Raw genomic sequence first — 18,334 nt, forward strand, 5'->3', positions numbered from 1 at the left:
AAGTGAAACGCAAGAATGACCGTGGCTTTCCCGACCGGGCAGCCATCGTCGCCTTCATCAAGGCAAATCCCGGAAAGGTCGGAACCCGCGAAATTGCGCGCGAGTTCGGCCTGAAGAACGCCGACCGCATCGAGCTCAAGCGCATGCTGCGCGAGCTCGCCGACGACGGGCTCGTCAAGAAAAAGCGCCATACGATTTCAGAGCCGGACAGCCTGCCGCCGACGCTGGTCGCCGACATCACCGGCCGCGACGCTGACGGCGAGCTGGTCGCCTCCCCCACCGAATGGGACGAGGTCGAAAGCGGCGAACCGCCAAAGATCCTCATCACGATGCCGCGCCGGCCCAAGCCCGGCACCGCGGCCGGCGTCGGCGATCGCGCGCTGCTGCGCGTCGAGCGCTCCGACGAGACCGAAGGCCCGGCCTATCGCGGCCACATCATCAAGGTCTTCGACAAGACCAAGACCCGCATCCTCGGCGTCTTCCGCAGCCTGCCCGAAGGCGGCGGACGGATCATCCCCGTGGACAAGAAGTCCGCCGACCGCGAGCTGAACATCGCGCCCACCGAGACACACGGCGCGCAGGACGGCGATCTCGTCAGCGTCGATATCATCCGCTCGCGCGGCTTTGGGCTGGCGTCAGGCCGGGTCAAGGAGAAGCTCGGCTCGGTCAAGTCGGAGAAGGCGATCAGCCTGATCGCGATCTACGCGCACGACATCCCGCTGCAATTCCGCCCCGCGGCGGAGCGCGAAGCCGAAGCGGCGGAGCCGGCCATTTTGAAGGGGCGCGAGGACTGGCGCGACGTGCCGCTCGTCACTATCGATCCGCCGGATGCCAAGGATCACGACGACGCGGTGCACGCACAGCCGGATCCTGATCCGAACAACAGAGGCGGCTTCATCGTCGATGTCGCCATCGCCGATGTGAGCTTCTACGTGCGGCCGGGCACCGCGCTGGACCGCGACGCGCTCGATCGCGGCAACTCGGTCTATTTCCCCGACCGCGTCGTGCCGATGCTGCCGGAGCGCATCTCCAACGATCTGTGCTCGCTGGTGCCGGGCCAGCCGCGCGGCGCGCTCGCGGTGCGGATGATCATCGCCCCCGACGGGCGGAAACGCTCGCACAGCTTCCATCGTATCCTGATGCGCTCCGCAGCCAAGCTGAGCTATGCCCAGGCGCAGGCCGCGATCGACGGCCGGCCGGACGACACCACCGGCCCCCTGCTCGACCCGATCCTGCGGCCGCTCTATGCCGCCTATGCCTGCGTCAAGCGCGCGCGAGACGAGCGCGATCCGCTCAATCTCGATCTGCCCGAGCGCAAGATCCTGCTCAAGCCGGACGGCACGGTCGACCGTGTCGTCGTGCCCGACAGGCTCGACGCGCACAAGCTGATCGAGGAGTTCATGATCCTCGCCAATGTCGCGGCAGCCGAGATGCTGGAGAAGAAGTCGCTGCCGCTGATCTACCGCGTGCATGACGAGCCGACTCTGGAAAAGGTCCACGCGCTCGCGGAGTTTTTGCAGACGCTCGACGTTCCGTTCGCGAAAGGCGGCGCGCTGCGCCCCGCTCTGTTCAACCGCGTGCTGGCGCAGCTCGAAGGCCACGACCATTTTCCGCTGGTGAGTGAGGTCGTGCTGCGCGCCCAGGCGCAGGCCGAATATTCCTCGGAGAATTACGGTCATTTCGGTCTGAACCTGCGCCGCTATGCGCATTTCACCTCGCCGATCCGCCGCTATGCCGACCTCGTCGTGCACCGTGCGCTGGTTCGCGCGCTCGGCCTCGGCGAAGGCGCGCTGCCCGACACCGAGACGCCGGAAACGTTGAGCGAAGTCGCAGCCCACATCTCGGTGACCGAGCGGCGCGCGATGAAAGCGGAGCGGGAGACCGTCGACCGCCTGATCGCCCATCACCTCGCCGACCGCATCGGCTCGAGCTTCCAGGGCCGCGTCTCCGGCGTCACGCGCGCCGGCCTGTTCGTCAAGCTCACTGATACCGGCGCCGACGGCCTGATCCCGATAAGGTCCCTCGGCACGGAATATTTCAACTATGACGAGGGCCGCCACGCCCTGGTCGGCACGCGCAGCGGCACCATGCATCAGCTCGGTGACGTCGTCGACGTCCGCCTGATCGAAGCGGCTCCCATCGCGGGCGCGCTGCGCTTCGAGCTGCTGTCATCGTCCGGCGAGGCCGCGCCGCGCGGCCGCAGGGGATCCGGTCCGCAACGCCGTCCCTCGTTCAAGGCGCACCCCGGGCGCAGTCCCGACAAGAAGCGCAAGCCGGACAAGCCGAAGAAGCCCGGCAAGGGCAAAAAGGCCAAGGGAAAAAGCAAGGGCAAGGGTCAGAAGGGCAAGGCATGGTGAGCACAGCCCCGAAGATCTGGAACCGCGAGACCGGCCTCGTCGAGAAGCGCGACGTCTTTGCTGCCATGAAGCGCGGCTTTCGCGGCCGCTGCCCCCGCTGCGGCGACGGAAAACTGTTCCGCGCCTTCCTGAAGACCGCGGACAATTGCTCGGTCTGCGGCCTCGATTTCACCCCGCATCGGGCAGACGATCTGCCCGCCTATCTCGTCATCGTCATCGTCGGCCACATCGTGGTGCCCACCGTCCTCTGGATCGAGACCAACTACACCACGCCGGTCTGGATCAGCTTCGCGGCCTATCTGCCCTTCACCTTCGTCGCCTCGCTGGCACTGCTGCAGCCGGTGAAGGGAGCCGTGGTCGGATTGCAATGGGCTCTGCGCATGCACGGGTTTGACGAGAACCCGACGGATGGTATTCCGCCGGTGTAGGCAAAATAAACAAGAAGTGGTTTGGGTGAGGAAATGACGGATACGGCGCAGGCGGAAAAGGCAAAAATCCACGAGGGCAAGGAAGCCGACCATCATCCCTATTTCCGCCCGCGGGATGCGGCGACACTGATCCTGGTCGATCGCAGCGGAGCCATTCCAAAGGTCCTGGTCGGCAAGCGCCACGACAAGGTGGTGTTCATGCCCGGAAAGTTCGTTTTCCCCGGCGGCCGTGTCGACAAGGACGATTACCGTGTGCCGTGCGCCGCCCCTGTCACCGCCGAGCTGGAAGCCAATCTCGCCAAGGGTAGCCCGAAGACGCCGGCCTCACGTGCCAAGTCGCTCGCGATCGCCGCGATCCGCGAGGCCTGCGAGGAAACCGGTCTCTGCCTCGGGCGCAAAGCCGAGGGCAAGGCCAAACTTGAGGGCCCCTGGAAGCCGTTCGCGGATGCGGGCCTGCTGCCCGATCCCTCCAGCCTGTTCCTGATCGCGCGCGCGATCACCCCGCCCGGCCGCGTCAAGCGGTTCGACACGCGCTTCTTCACGGCGGACGCCTCCGCGATCACCCATCGCGTCGATGGCGTGATCCATGCCGATGCCGAGCTGGTCGAGCTGGTCTGGGTCGAGCTCGGCTCAAAGCCGCTCGCCGATCTGCATCCGATGACGCGCAACGTGCTCAACGAGCTCGACGCGCGCCTTGCGACCGGCCCGCTCCGCCATGATGCGCCGGTGCCGTTCTTCCATTTCTACGGCGGCAAGATGCAGAAGGACATTTTGAGCTGAGGCGTTTCAAGAACACGCGTCAAAGCTGGAATCTCAGTCCGCGTCCGGCTCGGTCCCGACATAGTCGCGCGCCGGCAACTTAAGGACGCGACCGATCTCCTTCGCGAGCTTGTCCGCCTCCTCGCGCCTGGTGAAGCTCATCAACGTAATCGGCTCGGTGCCCTTGTTGCCGCAGAGATTGACGTCATAGGCCGTCAGCTCAGGATCGTAGTCGTCAGTGATGCTGATGAAATGATAGTCGGCGAGATCACGATGCCTGCGAATGTTCAGCGGGCCGAACTGCCTGGTGATGACGATCTGGCGCAGCGTATCGTTCAGTACGACGAAGGTGCGGAAGGTGAGCAGGATGAGGCCGGGGACGCCGACAAGCAGTCCGAGCCCCGTGAACACCAACACTGGCACGAGATCGTCGGCCAGCCTGCCGAAGCCGGAGAAATCCTGGCGCAGGCCGAGCGCGACATTCCACAGCAGATAGAAACTCGCAGCCAGCAGGGGCAATGACATTAGCCGCCCGACCCAGGGCATGGGCCGGTCGATGCGGATGATGCGCCCGTCCACGGTCATTGCACCTGCCATCGAAGGTCTCCTCGTGAGCGAAAGTCATGGCTTGGTCGGAGTGTGCCGTGGATCGGTTCGATGGGACTCCTCCGTCGTTCCGGGCGCGCCCCGCGGAATGACGCGAATGTGCTGAGCTGACATCGAAAAACAAAATAATCTTCCCGCCTCCCCCGATGGCGGAGTTCCTGGGCATGCCTATGTCTTCCTCAACGACACCAGGAACGGACACCGGGCGATGGCACAACGGCAACTCAAGCTTGGCGCGTTCATGCGCCCGATCAGCATCCACACCGGCGCCTGGCGCTATCCCGGGGCCTGGCCGGACGCCAATTTCAACTTCGGCCACATCAAGACGCTGATCCAGAAGCTCGAGGCCGGCAAGTTCGACGCCTTCTTCATGGCCGATCACCTCGCCGTCTTGAACATGCCGGTCAATGCGCTCAAGCGCAGCCATACGGTCACCTCGTTCGAGCCATTCACGCTGTTGTCGGCGCTCTCGGCCGTCACCGAGCGGATCGGCCTGATCGCGACGGGCTCGACCACGTTCGACGAGCCCTATCACGTCGCGCGGCGCTTCGCCTCGCTCGACCATCTCAGCGGCGGGCGTGCGGGCTGGAACATCGTCACCACCTCGAACCCGGATGCGGCGCTGAATTTCGGCCTCGACGACCACATGGAGCACGCCGAGCGCTACAAGCGCGCCCGCGAGTTCTACGACGTCGTCACTGGCCTCTGGGATTCCTTTGCCGACGACGCCTTCGTGCGCGATGTCGACAGCGGCGTGTTCGTCGATCCCGCCAAGATGCATGTGCTCGACCATCAGGGCAAATATCTGAAAGTGCGCGGTCCCCTCAACATCGCCCGCCCGGTCCAGGGCTGGCCGGTGATCGTACAGGCCGGCGCCTCCGAGGACGGCAGACAGCTCGCCGCCGAGACCGCGGAAGCCGTCTTCACCGGCGGCGGCAGCCTTGCCGACAGCCAGAAACTCTATGCCGACATCAAGGGCCGCATGGAGAAGGTCGGCCGCGACCCTGAACACCTCAAGATCCTGCCCGGCGCCTTCGTCGTGGTCGGCGACAGCGTCGATGAAGCCAGGGAGAAGCGCGCGCTGCTCGACAGCCGCGTGCATTACGACAGCGCCATCGCCTCGCTCTCGGTCATCCTCGGCACGGATGTCTCCGGCTTCGATCCGGATGGACCGCTCCCTGAAATCCCCGAGACCAACGCCAGCAAGAGCGGCCGCCAGCGCATGGTCGACCTCGCCGCCCGCGACAAGCTCACCGTGCGCCAGCTCGCCCAGCGCGTCGGCGGCTATGGCGGGCTATCGTTCGTCGGCACGGCCAAAACCATCGCCGACCAGATGGAGGAGTGGCTGGTCGGGCGCGGCTCCGACGGCTTCAACATCATGTTCCCGTTCCTGCCCGCCGGCCTCGACGATTTCGTCGACAAGGTGGTCCCGGAGCTGCAGCGCCGCGGGATTTTCCGGAAAGAGTACGAAGGGCCCACTTTGAGGGAGAATCTGGGCCTGCCACGGCCTAAAAACCGGTTCTTCGAGGCGTAATCAGGCCGAGTTGAGCGGTTTTCGAGCCCTAAAATCTTGACATCAGGCCGTTTCTGGCTAGGTTGCCGGCCAACGCGGGCCATTTGGCCGGCTCCAGATTCCCTTCATTCCTGAGGTTCTGAACATGGCCAAAGCGGTCACCATCAAGGTCAAGCTCGTGTCCTCGGCCGACACCGGCTTCTACTACGTCGCCAAGAAGAATTCGCGCACCATGACCGACAAGCTGGTCAAGAAGAAGTACGATCCCGTCGCGCGCAAGCACGTCGAATTCCGCGAAGCCAAGATCAAGTAAGCAAGATCGCGGAACGTAGAAGACTTTTGCGGGGCCCTTTCGGGCCCCGTTCTATTTTGGCCCCTCTCTCGTGTCCCGGACGCTCGGCAGCGCACCGTCGAAGTGACGCTGCGCTGCATCCGGGGCACGAGAGCTGAGCTCGGCGCGGCGAGTCATGGGCGGACATTCCATCAACCCTCGGTTGCTCGCTCCGAAATGTATGTTACCGTGCACTTGCCGGGCGGAATGTCCATCAAGCCTTGTCGTGCCTTCAACCATGGCTGTCTTGTCGACCGTCTTGCTGTGCGCGCCGGCAGCGTCGCAAATCCCAACCGGCTCCGCCGCCACGATTCCCCCCGTCACGGTCGACGCACCGAAACAGGTGGCAAGGCCGCACGTGTCGGAGCTGGGATCAAACACAATTGCGCCGCGTCGGACTGCCTCAACAGCTCAAACGTCAGCCGCGCGAACGCCTTCGTATGCGCCGGGTTCTGTGATGGGGAGAATTGCCAGCCTGGAGAAAGTCGCCAGCAGCTGCAACGGTGGCTGCGCATCAAGCTTCCCACAGGGCAAGGAGCCCTGGGTTGGATGCAGCGAGTCGGGCGGCAACATAGAATACGGACCTTTCTCGCCGACCTGCCGAGACACCATCACCCACAAATCCTACCTGGACTGCGTCGAAACCAAGACGTTCCTGGGCGAAAACCGAAACAAGGCCCACTGGTTGTGCAGCAGCCTGGCGGCCGGCAACAGGTTCAAGGTCGCCGATCTCAAGCGGTCAGCACGCACCCGTTAGTCCATGCTGCCTGCCTAGCGAACACTGTCACTTCCCCGATGAGCCGCCAGTGCCCCAAGCGCTGGCGGCTGTTCTTTTCGCCTTGCTCCAGTACCGCTGCGCTCATCAAATCGAATTTGATCTCCCTCAACCTTGCTTGCCGTTCTTTCCCATAGCCTCAGCTTGGTTCCGCGCAACGCCGGGGAGGAACGATGCTCGTAAGAAAGCAAAAAATTGTGCCTCAACGGCCAAGCTCGAGCGAATTGAATGCGCTCGTCGGGCACGCTGTGTTTTGCAGCGAATTCAAATATCGACGCGGCACCGAGATCTTCGGAGAGGCGGAGCCGATCCAATATCTTTACCAGGTCAAGAGCGGAGCGGTTCGAAGCTATAAATTGTTGGCTGATGGTCGGCGACAGATCATGGCGTTTCACCTGCCGGGTGACATCTTCGGCGTCGAGAACGGTTCAGTTCACCGATTTACCGCTGAGGCGATTGTGGAAACGATTGTCCGCCTGACCGATCACCAGAATGTCGCCGAGCGGGAGCGTGGCAGTGCGACCGCGACCAACAATGTACTCAGGCTTGTCACGGGCAGCCTTCAACATGCCGAAACTCACATGCTGTTACTCGGGAGGAAAACGGCAATCGAGAAAGTCGCGGCTTTCTTGATCGAGATGGACGTCCGCTTGACTGCCGCTGGAGTGATGAGCCTCCCCATGAACCGTCGCGATATCGCCGACTATCTGGGGCTGACACTGGAGACGGTGTCACGTGCTCTGTCACAACTCAGGGATCGTGACATTCTCAGCTTCATCGGGCAGTCCCAGCGACAAATCATATTGCGGGATCGAGCAAAATTGACCGAGTTCGATCAATGAGCGGAATTGATTCATTTGGCCCGGGACAGACCAAGTGTGACCCACCTCGCAGAGCGCCGTGACCGGTTTCAATATCTCCAGCGGGATCGTTGTATGAACCTGATCCATTCCCGTGAAGAGCCATTTGCCGTTGCTGGATCCGCTGCGCTTCGCGGCCGCCCTCGGCGTCGCCATGTTTCACCAGATGTTCTGGTCCTGGGCATGGGTGTCGATTGGCGTCCCGGGTTTCGAGCGCACCGTCGCCGCCGATGTTCTCTACCCGTCCGCGGCGCCCTACACATGGTTCGGCTGGGTCGGGGTCGAAATCTTCTTTGTCATCTCCGGTTTCGTCATCGCGAATTCCGCAAGCACGTCTTCGCCGGGCGAGTTTCTTCTTGGTCGCGCCCTCAGGACAGTGCGAACACACTTCAGTAAGTAACGGGCAGCTCCCTTGATCGGATGCCCGCTGAATTATCCGCCGCGATGGAGACGAAGGCGTGCGCTTCCGCCCTGCCTAGGCGTGTACCCGTTAAGCGGCCGCCCGCCAGATGTCCGGTTTACCGCCAACATCGGCCGCAGACCTGAAGGCCTTCGAGGTCGCAGATGAGCCAAGGCGACATGTGAGCCCATCCCATCCCATCGTTCGGCGTACCTTCTGAAATAACAATCGGAACTAGGAAACACTGGGAAGTCCGCGCGTTTAGCGAGACGGGGCATCACACTGGAGGAAAGCATGCGAACAGCAACTCTCGCGATGATAGTCGTTGCCGGAAGCGCGATTGCCTTCCAAGCAGTGGCCCAACAGCAAAAGGCCGCACCTAGTGAGCAAACGAAGGAGGAGATGCACCGTGGTGTAGACAGTGGGCTCAAGACTAGCGAGCCCAACGAGCAGATGCAGCGTGATGCGGACAAGGGGCTCAAGACACGCAATTCCGGACAGTCCGGGTTCGTGGCAGATCAAGACAAGCCGGGCGCTTCTGCGCACCCTCCGGGCCGGCCGGAAAGCGAACAGACCACCGGTTCGGGTAACCAGACCGGCGCTCCAAAATAGAGCCGTTAGCGCTCAGCGGCGAGCCCAAATGTCCGTTTGGGGTCACAAGCGGGCCGATCACGACGAAGCAGCGCGGCGTCCGCTGTAAACTCCAAAGCGGAGGCTCATGAGGACACGCCCGCCCCGCTACGCCGTCCGCAACACGGGCGCCGGCGGCTGCGACGGCCGGATCAGCGCGAATGCGACCTGGATGATGCCGCCGGCCAATCCCAGCGCCACGCCGATGCGCCAGGCCATGGTGTAGGAGCCGAGCGCGTCGTAGAGCACCCCTCCTCCGTAGGCGCCGAGGAAGCTGCCGATCTGGTGGCTCATGAATGCGAGGCCCTGGATCATCGCCTGCCAGCGCAGGCCGAACATCTCGGCGACCGCGCCCGCGACCAGCGGGCCGACACCCATCCACAGGAAGCCCATGATCGCGCCGAACAGCAAGGTCGAGGCCGGCGTCGCCGGCAGCATGAAGTACCAGGCCAGCGCCAGCGACCGCAGGACGTAGATGCCGCCGAGCAGCGCGAGCTTGTTCCAGCGCTGGCCGGCCCAGCCGAAGAACAGCGAGCCCAGCACGTTGAAGCCGCCGATCATGCCGAGCGTCTGCGCGCTCAGCATCGGATCGAGGCCGCAGATTGCGAGATAGGACGGCAGGTGCGTGGTGAGGAACACGAGCTGCATGCCGCAAACCAGATAGGCGCAGGTCATCACCACGAAGGACGCATTGCCGAAAGCGGTCTTCGCTGCAATCAACGCCGTGGCGTCCACGATCTCGTCAGTCGCGGGCTTCGGCAGCGGAACCGCGTCGACGCGCCCGGCATACCAGGCCGCGGGGATCATCAACACCGACATCACCACGAAGCCGGCGAGCCCGACGCGCCAGCCGAATCCCTCGTTGAGCATCTGCCCGAGCGGCGCCGAGAGCAGCGCGCCCAGCGAGCCCGCGCCCGAGACGATGCCGAGCACGGTGGAGCGCACAGTCGCGGGCACCGCGCGCGCCGCCACCGACATCGCGATCGCCGCCGCGGTGCAGGCGAGCGAGGTGCCGATCAGCACACCGGCGCCGATCATGATGGCGACGAGACCGTTCGCGGTTGTCATCAACACCAGGCCCGCGATGTACATGAACGAGCCTGCGATCATGATCGGACGGAAGCCGTAGCGCGTGGTCATCGCGCCGGCGAGCGGCTGGAGAAAGCCCCAGGCGAGGTTCTGCACGGCCAGCGCCAGCGTGAAATCGGAGATCGACAGATGGATGTCGTGGGTCAGCGGCTGCATGAAGATTCCGAGACTCTGCCGCAGCCCCATGCTCAGCGTCAGCATGATCGAGGCGCCGATCAGGATGGGCAATGTCGGGCGCAGGACCTGCAACAGGGGCATTTTGTTCTCCCTCATCGGCGCGGCGCGAGCGCCGTGGTCTGCAATATCAGTTGATTTTGGTTACACAGACCTGTGTACTTAGGCTATGGATAGCACGCGCTGTCAAGCGAACAGGACACTCACCGCCGCATGGCTCCCCCGCCCGCCCCACAGACGATGAAAGAGCGGATCCTCGAGACCGCCGACAAGCTGTTTTATCTGCAAGGCATTCGCGCCATCGGCGTCGACACCATCGCGGCCGAGATCGGCATCTCCAAGCGCACGCTCTACAACCACTTCCCCTCCAAGGACGCGCTGATCGCGGCCTATCTGGAGCGGCGCTTCGTGCAGCCCCGCCCCTCCGAGAAGCCCCCGGCCGAGCAGATCCTCGCCACCTTCGATTCGCTTGAGCGCCGCTTCGCCGCAAAAGACTTTCGCGGCTGCCCGTTCGTGAATGCGGTTGCCGAGCTTGGCCCGGCCGACCGCGCCGTGAAGAAGATCGCCATCGCCTTCAAGGAAAGCCGCCGCGTCTGGTTTCGCGACCGCCTCAACGAACTCGGCGTCGCGAACGCGGAGGCGCTCGCAACGCAGCTCGTGCTGCTGGTCGACGGCTCGATCGCGCAGGATCTCGTCCGCGACGACCCCGCCATGGCGCGTGCCGCGAAGGAGGCGGCGACGGTGCTGTTGCGGAATGCGGGGGTGGACGTGGGAGACGAGGCTGCAGTGAAGCCAGGCAAGCGGTCGGCCCGCCATCCCTGACGCAGCCGGAAGGTCCGCTCGCCGCAAGAAGGCGCGCCGATGTCCCTGAGGGAGTGCACGCGGCGCCGGTTTCCATGCGGGAACTTTTGTGCACTCTTACACTTATCTGCACTGCCGCGATGGTGCGCGACAGAGGGTGGGGCCGGTGCAAGATAGCCAATTGTTGCTAGTCCTCATTGTAGAGGACGAAGCTCTCATCCAAGAGATGGTGGGCGAGGCCCTCGTAGACGGTGGATTTCAGACCGAGACTGTTTCATCAGGCGAGGACGCGGTTGCCCTGCTGAAAGGCGACCCTACCAAATACCGCGCGTTGCTCACCGATGTTCATTTGGCCGGTAAGCTCACCGGCTGGGACGTTGCAAAGCAGGCCCGAGAGATCAATCCAGAGATGCCGGTGGTCTATATGACCGGCGCTGGAGCCGATCAGTGGCCCTCTCACGGCGTGCCCAATAGCGTTCTGCTGAGCAAGCCCTTCGCGCCCGCCCAGGTCGTTACGGCAGTATCGCAGCTGCTCAACCAAGTCCCACCTTCGCATTGATCTAGTCTTGATCGAAGTCGCCTGCCGAGGGACAGCTGGTGTGACGCATGAGCGATGATCCACCGACGTCCAAGCCAGAAGTGAAGCTCCGCGAGAGGGATGAGAACCCGGCGGTGCATCATCGAAGAGTATGCCGCGAACGTCCGCGAATAGATCAGGAAGCTCCGCTAGAAGCTGAACTCCCGAAGCGAGTGGAGGAAAGGAACCATCGTCATTTCGACGTCGTTGATCTTCTTTACACCCGGAGAAGGTCATGAATCGAAAATCGCTTCTTCTTACAGCCGCACTGTCCTTCGCTGTTGCCGCGCCCGTCCTCGCACAAGGCGGCGGAGGTGGTGGTGGCGCTGGCGGAGGCGCGGGCGGCGCGGCCGCGAGCGGTGGCGCGTCCGGATCATCCGCGAGCTCAGGCGCAGGCACTGGCACGTCTGGCGCCGCCAATGGAGGCCCCTCGGCGCCATCCGGCATGGGCACAAACGGAACCTCAACCGGCGCTCACACGAACAACTCTCCAACCAACCCGAACGTTCAGCCCCCGACGCCGAACGGCAACACCGCGAGTGCACCGGCCGCACCGAGCAGCTCGGGCGCGGGCAACACCGCGTCCGGGTCGACACAGACGGGCACGCCGAACGGGACCGACAGGTCCGGCATCACGGCCACCAACGGTGCCAACAGCGACAACAAGGGCCAGATGAGTCCCGCGGAGCAAGCAAGAACCGGAGTCAAGACGCTTCCGCAGGATCAAACGCCAGGAGCGGTCAGTGCGCCCGGCGTCGGGGTCGGACATGCGGCGAACGGCTTGCCGATCGGTACGCCCGGTTCGGGGACCAGCAACGTCGATCAGAAGTGACCCGGACTTTCGCCATCTCCACAGGGCCCGCTACGGCGGGCCTTTTCTGTGACGTCCCGAAGAGGGCTGCAAGAGCGAGAAACGGGTAAACTTGGCTTCAGGCGGCCCTGCCGATACACTGATTTCTTTTTGGGGCGTGCCCATGATTAGACTTTCGTCATTGCTATCATTTTCATTTCTGATCATCTGCAATCCGGCCTGGGCTGACGATATGAAGATCCAATTCACGTTTGGACCTCCGCGGCCCTGCACCACCGTCTTCCCCAATCCCGAAATCAAGTTGAAAAGTGTGCCGCCCGGCACGCGCACGATCGTCGTCAAGTTTCGCAGAGAGAAGAACTACGAGATGGGGGGCCAGGAGATCCCATTCCCCTCAGACAACATCGTGAAGCCGGAGAGCTTACGAACCTGGGGCCCCTGCAATTCCGGCCTGTACACTTACGAAATCATCGCGAAGTCCAGCACGGGCGCGGCCCTGGCCAAGGCAGAATGGTCGGAGCCGTATCCTCCCTGACTTGAAGGGTGGACGCCGGCTGGTCCGCCGTGGCGTGCCGCTCCTCGCCTGCGCGATGACAGCGGAGTTCGTGGGATGTTCGGGAGGCTAGCAGGATGCTCCTGTTTTGCCCGACGAGTCAAACGGTGTTGCTGTCTGCATCGACCCGTTTGCGGCCGACGTAAGCCATTGATCCGACTAGCGTCGGCTACTGTGCATGGGGTTGTTTTCGCGTTTTTTTTTGCGCCTGGCTCTGCGAGCGGCCTCACGCCGCGTGCGAGACCACGCGATTGCGGCCGTCGTGCTTGGCGCGATACAGCGCGGTGTCGGCGCGCTTGAGGACATCGCCAACCGCCTCGCCCTTCTGCTCCAGCGTGGTCAGGCCGATCGAGATCGTGACCTCGATGCGCTTGGTGCCCTTGTGGATCGCAAAGGGCTCGCCGGCGATCGAACGGCGCAGGCGCTCGGCGACCATGCCGGCGACGTGGAGATCGGTCTCCGGCATCACGATGACGAACTCCTCGCCGCCGTAGCGGCAGGCAAGGTCAATGCCGCGGATCGACTTGCGCACCCGCACGGCGAATTCGCGCAGCACGTCGTCGCCGGCGTCGTGGCCGTAATTGTCGTTGATCGACTTGAAGTAGTCGATGTCCAGGATCATCAGCGCCAGCGGCTTGCCGCGGGTCGCGGCCTGCTCGGCCAGCGTCGCGAGATGGCTCTCCATGTAGCGGCGATTGTGCAGCCCGGTGAGCGCATCCGTGATCGCCATCTCGATCGAGTTCTGCACGTTGTCGCGCAGATGGTCGGTGTAGCGGCGGCGGCGGATCTGGGTGCGGGCACGCGCCAGCAGCTCGATCTTGTCGATGGGACGCAGCAGATAGTCGTTGACGCCGATCTCGAGCCCGCGCAGCAGGCGCGTCGCGTTCTCGGGGTCGGCGATCGCCAGGATCGGCACATGCCGCGTGCGCTCCAGCGAGCGCGCCTGGCTGCATAGCCTGAGGCCGTCGAAATTGTTGAGGTCGAGCGAGACGATCAGCAGATCGTAATTGCCCTCGGCGGCGTGGAACAGCGCCTCCGTCGGGTTCGGCTCGACGTCGATGGTGTGCTCGGCGGCGAGGATCGTCGCCAGCCGCTCATAGGAGGACTGACGATCGTCGACCAGCAGGATGCGGCCGCCCTTGCCGGTGTCGGAGATTGCACTGCGCTCGGGCGCCTGCATGCCGATCTCGAGCGAGGTGATGGCGCGCATGCGCAGCTCATCGGTCATCATCTTCAGCCGGGTCAGCGAGCGCACGCGCGCGATCAGCACGACGTCGGAGACGGGTTTTGTCAGGAAATCGTCGGCGCCGGCTTCCAGCCCGCGGTTGCGGTCAGCCGGGCTGTCGAGCGCGGTGACCATCACGACGGGAATGTGGTGCGTGGCCGGATTGGTCTTGAGGCGGCGGCAGACCTCGAAACCGTCCATGTCCGGCATCATGACGTCGAGCAGGATGATGTCGCATTCGGCGCGAGCGCAGATCGCCAGCGCCTCGGTGCCGTTCGCGGCGGTCATCACGTCGAAATACTCGGCGGACAGGCGGGCTTCGAGCAGCTTGACGTTGGCAGGGACGTCATCGACGACGAGGATACGCGCGGACACTGTGAACTCACTTCCTATCCGATGAAACGTCGGACCGTCTCAATGAATTTGCCGACCGAGATCGGCTTGGATAAATAGGCCTCGCAGCCGCCCTCGCGGATGCGCTCTTCGTCGCCCTTCATCGCGAACGCGGTGACGGCGACGACGGGGATGCTGCGCAGCTCCGGATCGTCCTTGATCCAGCGCGTCACCTCCAGGCCCGAGACTTGCGGCAATTGGATATCCATCAGCACGAGGTCGGGCCGCATCTTGCGAACGAGGTCGAGCGCCTCGTAGCCGTTGCTGGTGCCGGTGGTCTGGTAGCCGTGCGCCTCCAACAGGTCGCGGAAGAGCTTCATGTTGAGCTCGTTGTCTTCCACGATCAGGACGGTCTTAGCCATCCCGCCCTCCTGATTGGTCCGCAGACCGATGCATGTGACGCCTCAGGCGCCGGTCGCCGGCGCTTCGAAAACTGGATTCAAACTAGCCTCGAATTCGCTTGAGTTTCGTTAAACCCGAGGGCCGACTTTCTGCGATGTGGTTTCCAGTTGCTTGTCGGGGGTCGCAAGACTTACGAACGAGACTCGGGCATGGTGGCCCAAAGTAGACACCGAAAGTTAACGGAAAGGCAAACCGGCCACGTGAAAAAGCCTGTTCACAACCCCCGCGAAGTCGCTGAAATCGTTGCGCTTCAGGCGCTGTCTTTCGTCGCGGGCGAGCCGGAGCGGCTGGGCCTGTTCCTGGCCGAGACAGGGGTCGGCCCGGAGATGCTGCGCAATGCCGCCTCGGATCCCAATTTCCTGCTGAGCGTGCTCGATTTCGTGATGCGCGATGACGCCACCGTGAAGGCCTTTGCCTCGTCCGCGGAACTGCATCCGACCAATGTTGCCGCAGCGCGGCAGGTTCTCGGCGACGCGCTCGGCGACTCCCATTGGGAGCGCGACGTGCCGTGACCTCCCTGGAGACGGCCGGGCCCCGTTGCTTCTGCCGGGATTGTTCGGCCGATCTGGATATCGGCGTGCGGCGCTGTTCCGCCTGCGGTTCCCCCCGCCTCGCCCGCCACCGCGCGCTGGCAAGCCTGACCATCGCCCATATCGACTGCGACGCCTTCTACGCGACCGTCGAAAAGCGCGACAATCCCGAAATCGCCGACAAGCCGGTCATCATCGGCGGGGGCAAGCGCGGCGTCGTGTCGGCCGCCTGCTACATCGCGCGCACCTACGGCGTGCGCTCGGCCATGCCGATGTACAAGGCGTTGGAAGCCTGCCCGCATGCGGCCGTGATCCCGCCGGACATGGCGAAATATGTTCGGGTCGGGCGTGAGGTGCGCCAGGCCATGCAGGCGCTGACGCCACTGGTCGAGCCGCTTTCGATTGACGAGGCGTTCCTCGATCTCTCCGGCACCGAGCGGGTGCACGGCATGATCCCGGCCAAGGTGCTGGCGCGGTTCGCACGTAACATCGAGCGCGACATCGGCATCAGCGTCTCGGTCGGCCTCTCCTGCAACAAGTTCCTGGCCAAGATCGCCTCCGACCTCGACAAGCCCCGCGGGTTTGCCGCGCTCGACCAGGAGGAAGCGCGCGAGATGCTGGCCGACAAGCCGGTCGGCTTCATTTTCGGCGTTGGACCCGCGACACAGGAGCGTCTGGTGCAACGCGGCTTCCGCATCATCGCCGACCTGCAAAAGGCCGACGAGATCGAGATGATGCGGCAGTTTCCGAGCGACGGCCGCAGGCTGTGGCGGCTGGCGCGCGGCATCGACGACCGCCGCGTCGAGCCCGATCGGGGCGCCAAAACGATTTCGAGCGAGACGACGTTCGAGACCGACATCCGCGACTTCGCAACGCTGGAGAAGATCTTGTGGCGGCTGTGCGAGAAGACGTCGTCTCGCCTCAAGAGCAGCGAACTCGCCGGCCTGACCGTCACGCTAAAGCTGAAGACCGCCGATTTCCGCCAGCGCACGCGCTCGCAGTCGATCATGGCCCCGACGCAGCTTGCCGCGAAGATCTTCTCGATCTGCCGCGAGATGCTGGCAAAGGAAATCGACGGCACCGCTTTCCGCCTGATGGGCGCCGGCGTCAGCGCCCTGCGCGAGGGTTCAGTCGCCGACGACACCGACATGCTCGACCGCCGTGCCGCCCACGCCGAGCGCGCGGTGGACAGTTTGCGCAAGAAATTCGGCAGCGCCGCAGTGATCCGCGGCATCGCGTATGAGGGGCCGGAAAAGGCGGAGGAGTGATGACAGGCAAACGCGACCTCGACGCGCTGCTGAGAGACATGAAGCCGGATCTGCGGCCAGGCATCTTCGTGTTCTGCACGAGCCCGACAAACCAGCCGCTTGCCGCTGCGCTCAGCCCTTTGCTGACGTTCCGCGAGCAGGAAGGAACGACACTCGTGATCCCTCGCGACGAGGCCGAAGCGGCGGGACTACACTACGCATTTGCATCGTGCCTGATCACCCTGACGGTCCACTCCGCACTCGATGCGGTCGGTTTCCTGGCGGCGATCACGGCACATCTCGCTGGAGCCGGCATCAGCGTGAACGCCGTGTCGGCATTCCACCACGATCATCTGTTTGTGCCCGCTGACAGGGCAGACGAAGCGATGGTTCTTCTGCAAGAGATGTCGCTCACGAGGGAAGTGTAGCCCGGACTACGCTTTCGCTCCATCCAGGCTACGGGAAATATCTCAATCCGCGACCGCCACCGCCTCGATCTCGATCATCCATTCCGGCGCGGCGAGCGCCGTGACACCGACCAGCGTGCTGGCCGGCGGCTCCATGCCTTCGAAGAACGCCGAGCGGGCCTTGCCGATGATCGGGCGCAGCTCCGGCTTGTAGTTCACGACGAACGTCGTGATCTTCACGATGTTGGCGTAGCTCGCGCCGGCTGCTTTCAGCGCATGCCCGAGATTCTGCATCACCTGCGTGGTCTGCGCGGCGATGTCGCCCTCGCCGACGATCCGCCCCTCCTCGTCCACCGACACCTGGCCGGAGATGTAGATTGTCCGCGCCCCCGTGGCCGTGACGACATGCGAATAGGCGGGATTGTGATGCAGGCCGCTGGGGCGGAGATGATCGAGCTTGGGCATGATGCCTCCCGGATGTTTGTGGTTGGGAGGGAGCGTAGCCAGAGACCGCGTTGCAGGCCAGCCCTCAATTGCAGGGCTTGCTGTCCTTCGCGTCGAACTTGCCCATCGCGCCCGAAATCACAAAATCATTGTAATCGAGCACAAGCTGGCGCGAGACACCGTTCTCGTAGAGCTCGAATGCCATCGCGTAGACCGGCGTCTGCTCGCCTTCCTTCCGCTGGGCCTCGCGGTCGAAATAGCTGACGGTGACGGGCCAGCGCTTGAGCGACTTCATGTGCTCATCGGACGTTGAGGGATCGGGCGAACCTTCGCGCTCGGCCGGGATCGGCTGGCCGATCACGGTCAGCGTGTTGTAGACCTTCTGGCCATCGTCGGAGCCGTCATAGACGGAGAGCTCGAGCAGCGACTTGCCCTCCTTCGCGGCGGCAATGATGCGCTGTATCTGTTCGGTCGGAAACACGATCTTGCCGTCGAGCGTGAAACTCTTCGGCGCCGGCAGCTTCAGCTTGACATTGATGTGGTCGCCGTCGCGCTCCGCCGAGCCGTCGACCCGGCCGGCATCCGCCTCGTTCATCCGCGTCTCGATCTTGAAGCGGTAGCTTTTGCCGCCGGCGTCCTCCCAGGAATTGGAGCGGAGGTCGCTGAGCGTGACCTTGCCCTCGCCACTGTCGAGCTCGGACACCTGGCGGAATTCGGAGGTGTAGCCCTCGCACGAACTTCCGGTGAAATTGTAGAGGATGCGGCCGCGCGCGCTGTTGATCGAATTGGAGCGCGATTTCACCAGGCTCAAATCATAGAGCGCCTGATGCGCGAGGAACGGACCGTTCGCGGCCAGTGCCCCGCCTCCGGGGCCGAGAGCGGCCGCCGCAAGCGCCGTCACACCGAGCGAAGTCCGGAAAAGGTGCAGCATGTCTGGTCCCTGGGGAAAGCGCAGTTCGACATTTTAATGAACGTTCCATTGCGTCGCAACTGAGGCCGTTTCACGTAAAGTTGCGGCCCTT

At 63.7% G+C, this 18,334-nt stretch carries 22 protein-coding genes; 15 read left to right on the plus strand and 7 right to left on the minus strand.

What is annotated here, in order from left to right:
• The first annotated feature begins 2 nt into the window (after nucleotides 1-2).
• Genes rnr through AC0L3C_RS07245 form a run of 3 tightly spaced genes read left to right on the plus strand, consistent with a single transcriptional unit; the run spans nucleotide 3 to nucleotide 3,565 of the window.
• Complete coding sequence (rnr, locus tag AC0L3C_RS07235; protein WP_473407528.1) at nucleotides 3-2,357, plus strand: ribonuclease R; 2,355 nt, start codon at nucleotides 3-5, stop codon at nucleotides 2,355-2,357.
• Nucleotides 2,351-2,785, plus strand: coding sequence for a DUF983 domain-containing protein (locus AC0L3C_RS07240; protein WP_473407529.1), 435 nt, complete (start codon nucleotides 2,351-2,353; stop codon nucleotides 2,783-2,785). Before rnr ends, AC0L3C_RS07240 begins: the two co-directional genes overlap by 7 nt.
• Nucleotides 2,786-2,818: 33 nt before the next feature.
• Nucleotides 2,819-3,565 (plus strand): NUDIX hydrolase, encoded by a 747-nt coding sequence (locus AC0L3C_RS07245; protein ID WP_473295249.1) that lies wholly within the window; start codon nucleotides 2,819-2,821, stop codon nucleotides 3,563-3,565.
• A gap of 33 nt (nucleotides 3,566-3,598) precedes the next feature.
• Here AC0L3C_RS07245 and AC0L3C_RS07250 read toward each other — a convergent pair whose 3' ends face one another.
• Nucleotides 3,599-4,141: a hypothetical protein gene (locus tag AC0L3C_RS07250; RefSeq protein ID WP_473259551.1), complete on the minus strand. Its 543-nt coding sequence runs from the start codon at nucleotides 4,139-4,141 to the stop codon at nucleotides 3,599-3,601.
• A gap of 217 nt (nucleotides 4,142-4,358) precedes the next feature.
• On the opposite strand from AC0L3C_RS07250, the gene AC0L3C_RS07255 reads away from it, so the two are divergent.
• The 6 genes from AC0L3C_RS07255 to AC0L3C_RS07280 all read left to right on the plus strand — a co-directional run bounded on the left by AC0L3C_RS07255 (nucleotide 4,359) and on the right by AC0L3C_RS07280 (nucleotide 8,641).
• A complete protein-coding gene (locus AC0L3C_RS07255) occupies nucleotides 4,359-5,684 on the plus strand; it encodes an LLM class flavin-dependent oxidoreductase (RefSeq protein WP_473407530.1) in 1,326 nt (441 codons plus the stop codon).
• 124 nt (nucleotides 5,685-5,808) lie between these two features.
• On the plus strand, nucleotides 5,809-5,976 hold the full coding sequence (gene rpmG / locus AC0L3C_RS07260; RefSeq protein ID WP_007603295.1) for a 50S ribosomal protein L33: 168 nt from the start codon (nucleotides 5,809-5,811) through the stop codon (nucleotides 5,974-5,976).
• 475 nt (nucleotides 5,977-6,451) lie between these two features.
• Complete coding sequence (locus AC0L3C_RS07265; RefSeq protein WP_473259547.1) at nucleotides 6,452-6,751, plus strand: hypothetical protein; 300 nt, start codon at nucleotides 6,452-6,454, stop codon at nucleotides 6,749-6,751.
• A gap of 191 nt (nucleotides 6,752-6,942) precedes the next feature.
• Entirely contained in the window at nucleotides 6,943-7,611 is a 669-nt protein-coding gene (locus AC0L3C_RS07270; RefSeq protein ID WP_473259545.1) for a helix-turn-helix domain-containing protein, read from the plus strand.
• Nucleotides 7,612-7,723: 112 nt separating this feature from the next.
• Nucleotides 7,724-8,029 (plus strand): hypothetical protein, encoded by a 306-nt coding sequence (locus tag AC0L3C_RS07275; protein ID WP_473407531.1) that lies wholly within the window; start codon nucleotides 7,724-7,726, stop codon nucleotides 8,027-8,029.
• A 294-nt stretch (nucleotides 8,030-8,323) separates the two neighbouring features.
• A complete protein-coding gene (locus AC0L3C_RS07280) occupies nucleotides 8,324-8,641 on the plus strand; it encodes a hypothetical protein (RefSeq protein WP_354205504.1) in 318 nt (105 codons plus the stop codon).
• Between the two features lie 126 nt (nucleotides 8,642-8,767).
• Here AC0L3C_RS07280 and AC0L3C_RS07285 read toward each other — a convergent pair whose 3' ends face one another.
• Nucleotides 8,768-10,006, minus strand: a complete 1,239-nt coding sequence (locus tag AC0L3C_RS07285; RefSeq protein ID WP_473407532.1) for an MFS transporter — start codon at nucleotides 10,004-10,006, stop codon at nucleotides 8,768-8,770.
• A 129-nt stretch (nucleotides 10,007-10,135) separates the two neighbouring features.
• Between AC0L3C_RS07285 and AC0L3C_RS07290 the strand changes: the two genes are divergently transcribed.
• Together AC0L3C_RS07290 and AC0L3C_RS07295 are read left to right on the plus strand one after the other, a co-directional pair.
• On the plus strand, nucleotides 10,136-10,744 hold the full coding sequence (locus AC0L3C_RS07290; RefSeq protein ID WP_473259538.1) for a TetR/AcrR family transcriptional regulator: 609 nt from the start codon (nucleotides 10,136-10,138) through the stop codon (nucleotides 10,742-10,744).
• Nucleotides 10,745-10,889: 145 nt separating this feature from the next.
• The gene (locus tag AC0L3C_RS07295) at nucleotides 10,890-11,282 is read left to right on the plus strand and encodes a response regulator (protein ID WP_473277900.1); all 393 of its coding nucleotides are present in this window, start codon (nucleotides 10,890-10,892) and stop codon (nucleotides 11,280-11,282) included.
• A gap of 525 nt (nucleotides 11,283-11,807) precedes the next feature.
• Here the strand turns inward: AC0L3C_RS07295 and AC0L3C_RS07300 are convergent.
• Nucleotides 11,808-11,966, minus strand: coding sequence for a hypothetical protein (locus AC0L3C_RS07300; RefSeq protein WP_473259531.1), 159 nt, complete (start codon nucleotides 11,964-11,966; stop codon nucleotides 11,808-11,810).
• Between the two features lie 308 nt (nucleotides 11,967-12,274).
• Here AC0L3C_RS07300 and AC0L3C_RS07305 point away from each other — a divergent pair, with 308 nt between their 5' ends.
• The gene (locus AC0L3C_RS07305) at nucleotides 12,275-12,646 is read left to right on the plus strand and encodes a hypothetical protein (protein ID WP_473277899.1); all 372 of its coding nucleotides are present in this window, start codon (nucleotides 12,275-12,277) and stop codon (nucleotides 12,644-12,646) included.
• 244 nt (nucleotides 12,647-12,890) lie between these two features.
• Here the strand turns inward: AC0L3C_RS07305 and AC0L3C_RS07310 are convergent, their stop codons facing one another.
• Complete coding sequence (locus tag AC0L3C_RS07310) at nucleotides 12,891-14,264, minus strand: PleD family two-component system response regulator (RefSeq protein ID WP_473259527.1); 1,374 nt, start codon at nucleotides 14,262-14,264, stop codon at nucleotides 12,891-12,893.
• Nucleotides 14,265-14,278: 14 nt separating this feature from the next.
• Nucleotides 14,279-14,644: a response regulator gene (locus AC0L3C_RS07315; protein ID WP_007603272.1), complete on the minus strand. Its 366-nt coding sequence runs from the start codon at nucleotides 14,642-14,644 to the stop codon at nucleotides 14,279-14,281.
• A gap of 240 nt (nucleotides 14,645-14,884) precedes the next feature.
• On the opposite strand from AC0L3C_RS07315, the gene AC0L3C_RS07320 reads away from it, so the two are divergent.
• From AC0L3C_RS07320 to AC0L3C_RS07330, 3 genes are read left to right on the plus strand one after another with little or no spacing between them, the layout of a single operon-like run.
• The gene (locus AC0L3C_RS07320; protein ID WP_473260085.1) at nucleotides 14,885-15,196 is read left to right on the plus strand and encodes a DUF3572 domain-containing protein; all 312 of its coding nucleotides are present in this window, start codon (nucleotides 14,885-14,887) and stop codon (nucleotides 15,194-15,196) included.
• The gene (locus AC0L3C_RS07325; RefSeq protein WP_473407533.1) at nucleotides 15,193-16,482 is read left to right on the plus strand and encodes a DNA polymerase IV; all 1,290 of its coding nucleotides are present in this window, start codon (nucleotides 15,193-15,195) and stop codon (nucleotides 16,480-16,482) included. Before AC0L3C_RS07320 ends, AC0L3C_RS07325 begins: the two co-directional genes overlap by 4 nt.
• Complete coding sequence (locus AC0L3C_RS07330) at nucleotides 16,482-16,889, plus strand: ACT domain-containing protein (RefSeq protein ID WP_473277897.1); 408 nt, start codon at nucleotides 16,482-16,484, stop codon at nucleotides 16,887-16,889. Before AC0L3C_RS07325 ends, AC0L3C_RS07330 begins: the two co-directional genes overlap by 1 nt.
• A gap of 42 nt (nucleotides 16,890-16,931) precedes the next feature.
• On the opposite strand, the gene AC0L3C_RS07335 is transcribed toward AC0L3C_RS07330, so the two are convergent.
• Nucleotides 16,932-17,333, minus strand: a complete 402-nt coding sequence (locus AC0L3C_RS07335) for a RidA family protein (protein ID WP_473277896.1) — start codon at nucleotides 17,331-17,333, stop codon at nucleotides 16,932-16,934.
• Between the two features lie 64 nt (nucleotides 17,334-17,397).
• Nucleotides 17,398-18,243: a cell envelope integrity EipB family protein gene (locus tag AC0L3C_RS07340; protein ID WP_473259518.1), complete on the minus strand. Its 846-nt coding sequence runs from the start codon at nucleotides 18,241-18,243 to the stop codon at nucleotides 17,398-17,400.
• Nucleotides 18,244-18,334: the final 91 nt, after the last annotated feature.

The sequence above is a fragment of the Bradyrhizobium sp. WSM4872 genome, assembly GCF_055811715.1.

Bases quoted from the DNA above. Each gene is read 5' to 3' on its own strand.
- AC0L3C_RS07240 (WP_473407529.1), top strand. From the start codon at position 2,351: ATGGTGAGCACAGCCCCGAAGATCTGGAACCGCGAGACCGGCCTCGTC.
- AC0L3C_RS07245 (WP_473295249.1), top strand. From the start codon at position 2,819: ATGACGGATACGGCGCAGGCGGAAAAGGCAAAAATCCACGAGGGCAAG.
- AC0L3C_RS07250 (WP_473259551.1), bottom strand. From the start codon at position 4,141: ATGGCAGGTGCAATGACCGTGGACGGGCGCATCATCCGCATCGACCGG.
- AC0L3C_RS07255 (WP_473407530.1), top strand. From the start codon at position 4,359: ATGGCACAACGGCAACTCAAGCTTGGCGCGTTCATGCGCCCGATCAGC.
- rpmG (WP_007603295.1), top strand. From the start codon at position 5,809: ATGGCCAAAGCGGTCACCATCAAGGTCAAGCTCGTGTCCTCGGCCGAC.
- AC0L3C_RS07265 (WP_473259547.1), top strand. From the start codon at position 6,452: ATGGGGAGAATTGCCAGCCTGGAGAAAGTCGCCAGCAGCTGCAACGGT.
- AC0L3C_RS07270 (WP_473259545.1), top strand. From the start codon at position 6,943: ATGCTCGTAAGAAAGCAAAAAATTGTGCCTCAACGGCCAAGCTCGAGC.
- AC0L3C_RS07280 (WP_354205504.1), top strand. From the start codon at position 8,324: ATGCGAACAGCAACTCTCGCGATGATAGTCGTTGCCGGAAGCGCGATT.
- AC0L3C_RS07285 (WP_473407532.1), bottom strand. From the start codon at position 10,006: ATGCCCCTGTTGCAGGTCCTGCGCCCGACATTGCCCATCCTGATCGGC.
- AC0L3C_RS07290 (WP_473259538.1), top strand. From the start codon at position 10,136: ATGGCTCCCCCGCCCGCCCCACAGACGATGAAAGAGCGGATCCTCGAG.
- AC0L3C_RS07305 (WP_473277899.1), top strand. From the start codon at position 12,275: ATGATTAGACTTTCGTCATTGCTATCATTTTCATTTCTGATCATCTGC.
- AC0L3C_RS07315 (WP_007603272.1), bottom strand. From the start codon at position 14,644: ATGGCTAAGACCGTCCTGATCGTGGAAGACAACGAGCTCAACATGAAG.
- AC0L3C_RS07330 (WP_473277897.1), top strand. From the start codon at position 16,482: ATGACAGGCAAACGCGACCTCGACGCGCTGCTGAGAGACATGAAGCCG.
- AC0L3C_RS07335 (WP_473277896.1), bottom strand. From the start codon at position 17,333: ATGCCCAAGCTCGATCATCTCCGCCCCAGCGGCCTGCATCACAATCCC.
- AC0L3C_RS07340 (WP_473259518.1), bottom strand. From the start codon at position 18,243: ATGCTGCACCTTTTCCGGACTTCGCTCGGTGTGACGGCGCTTGCGGCG.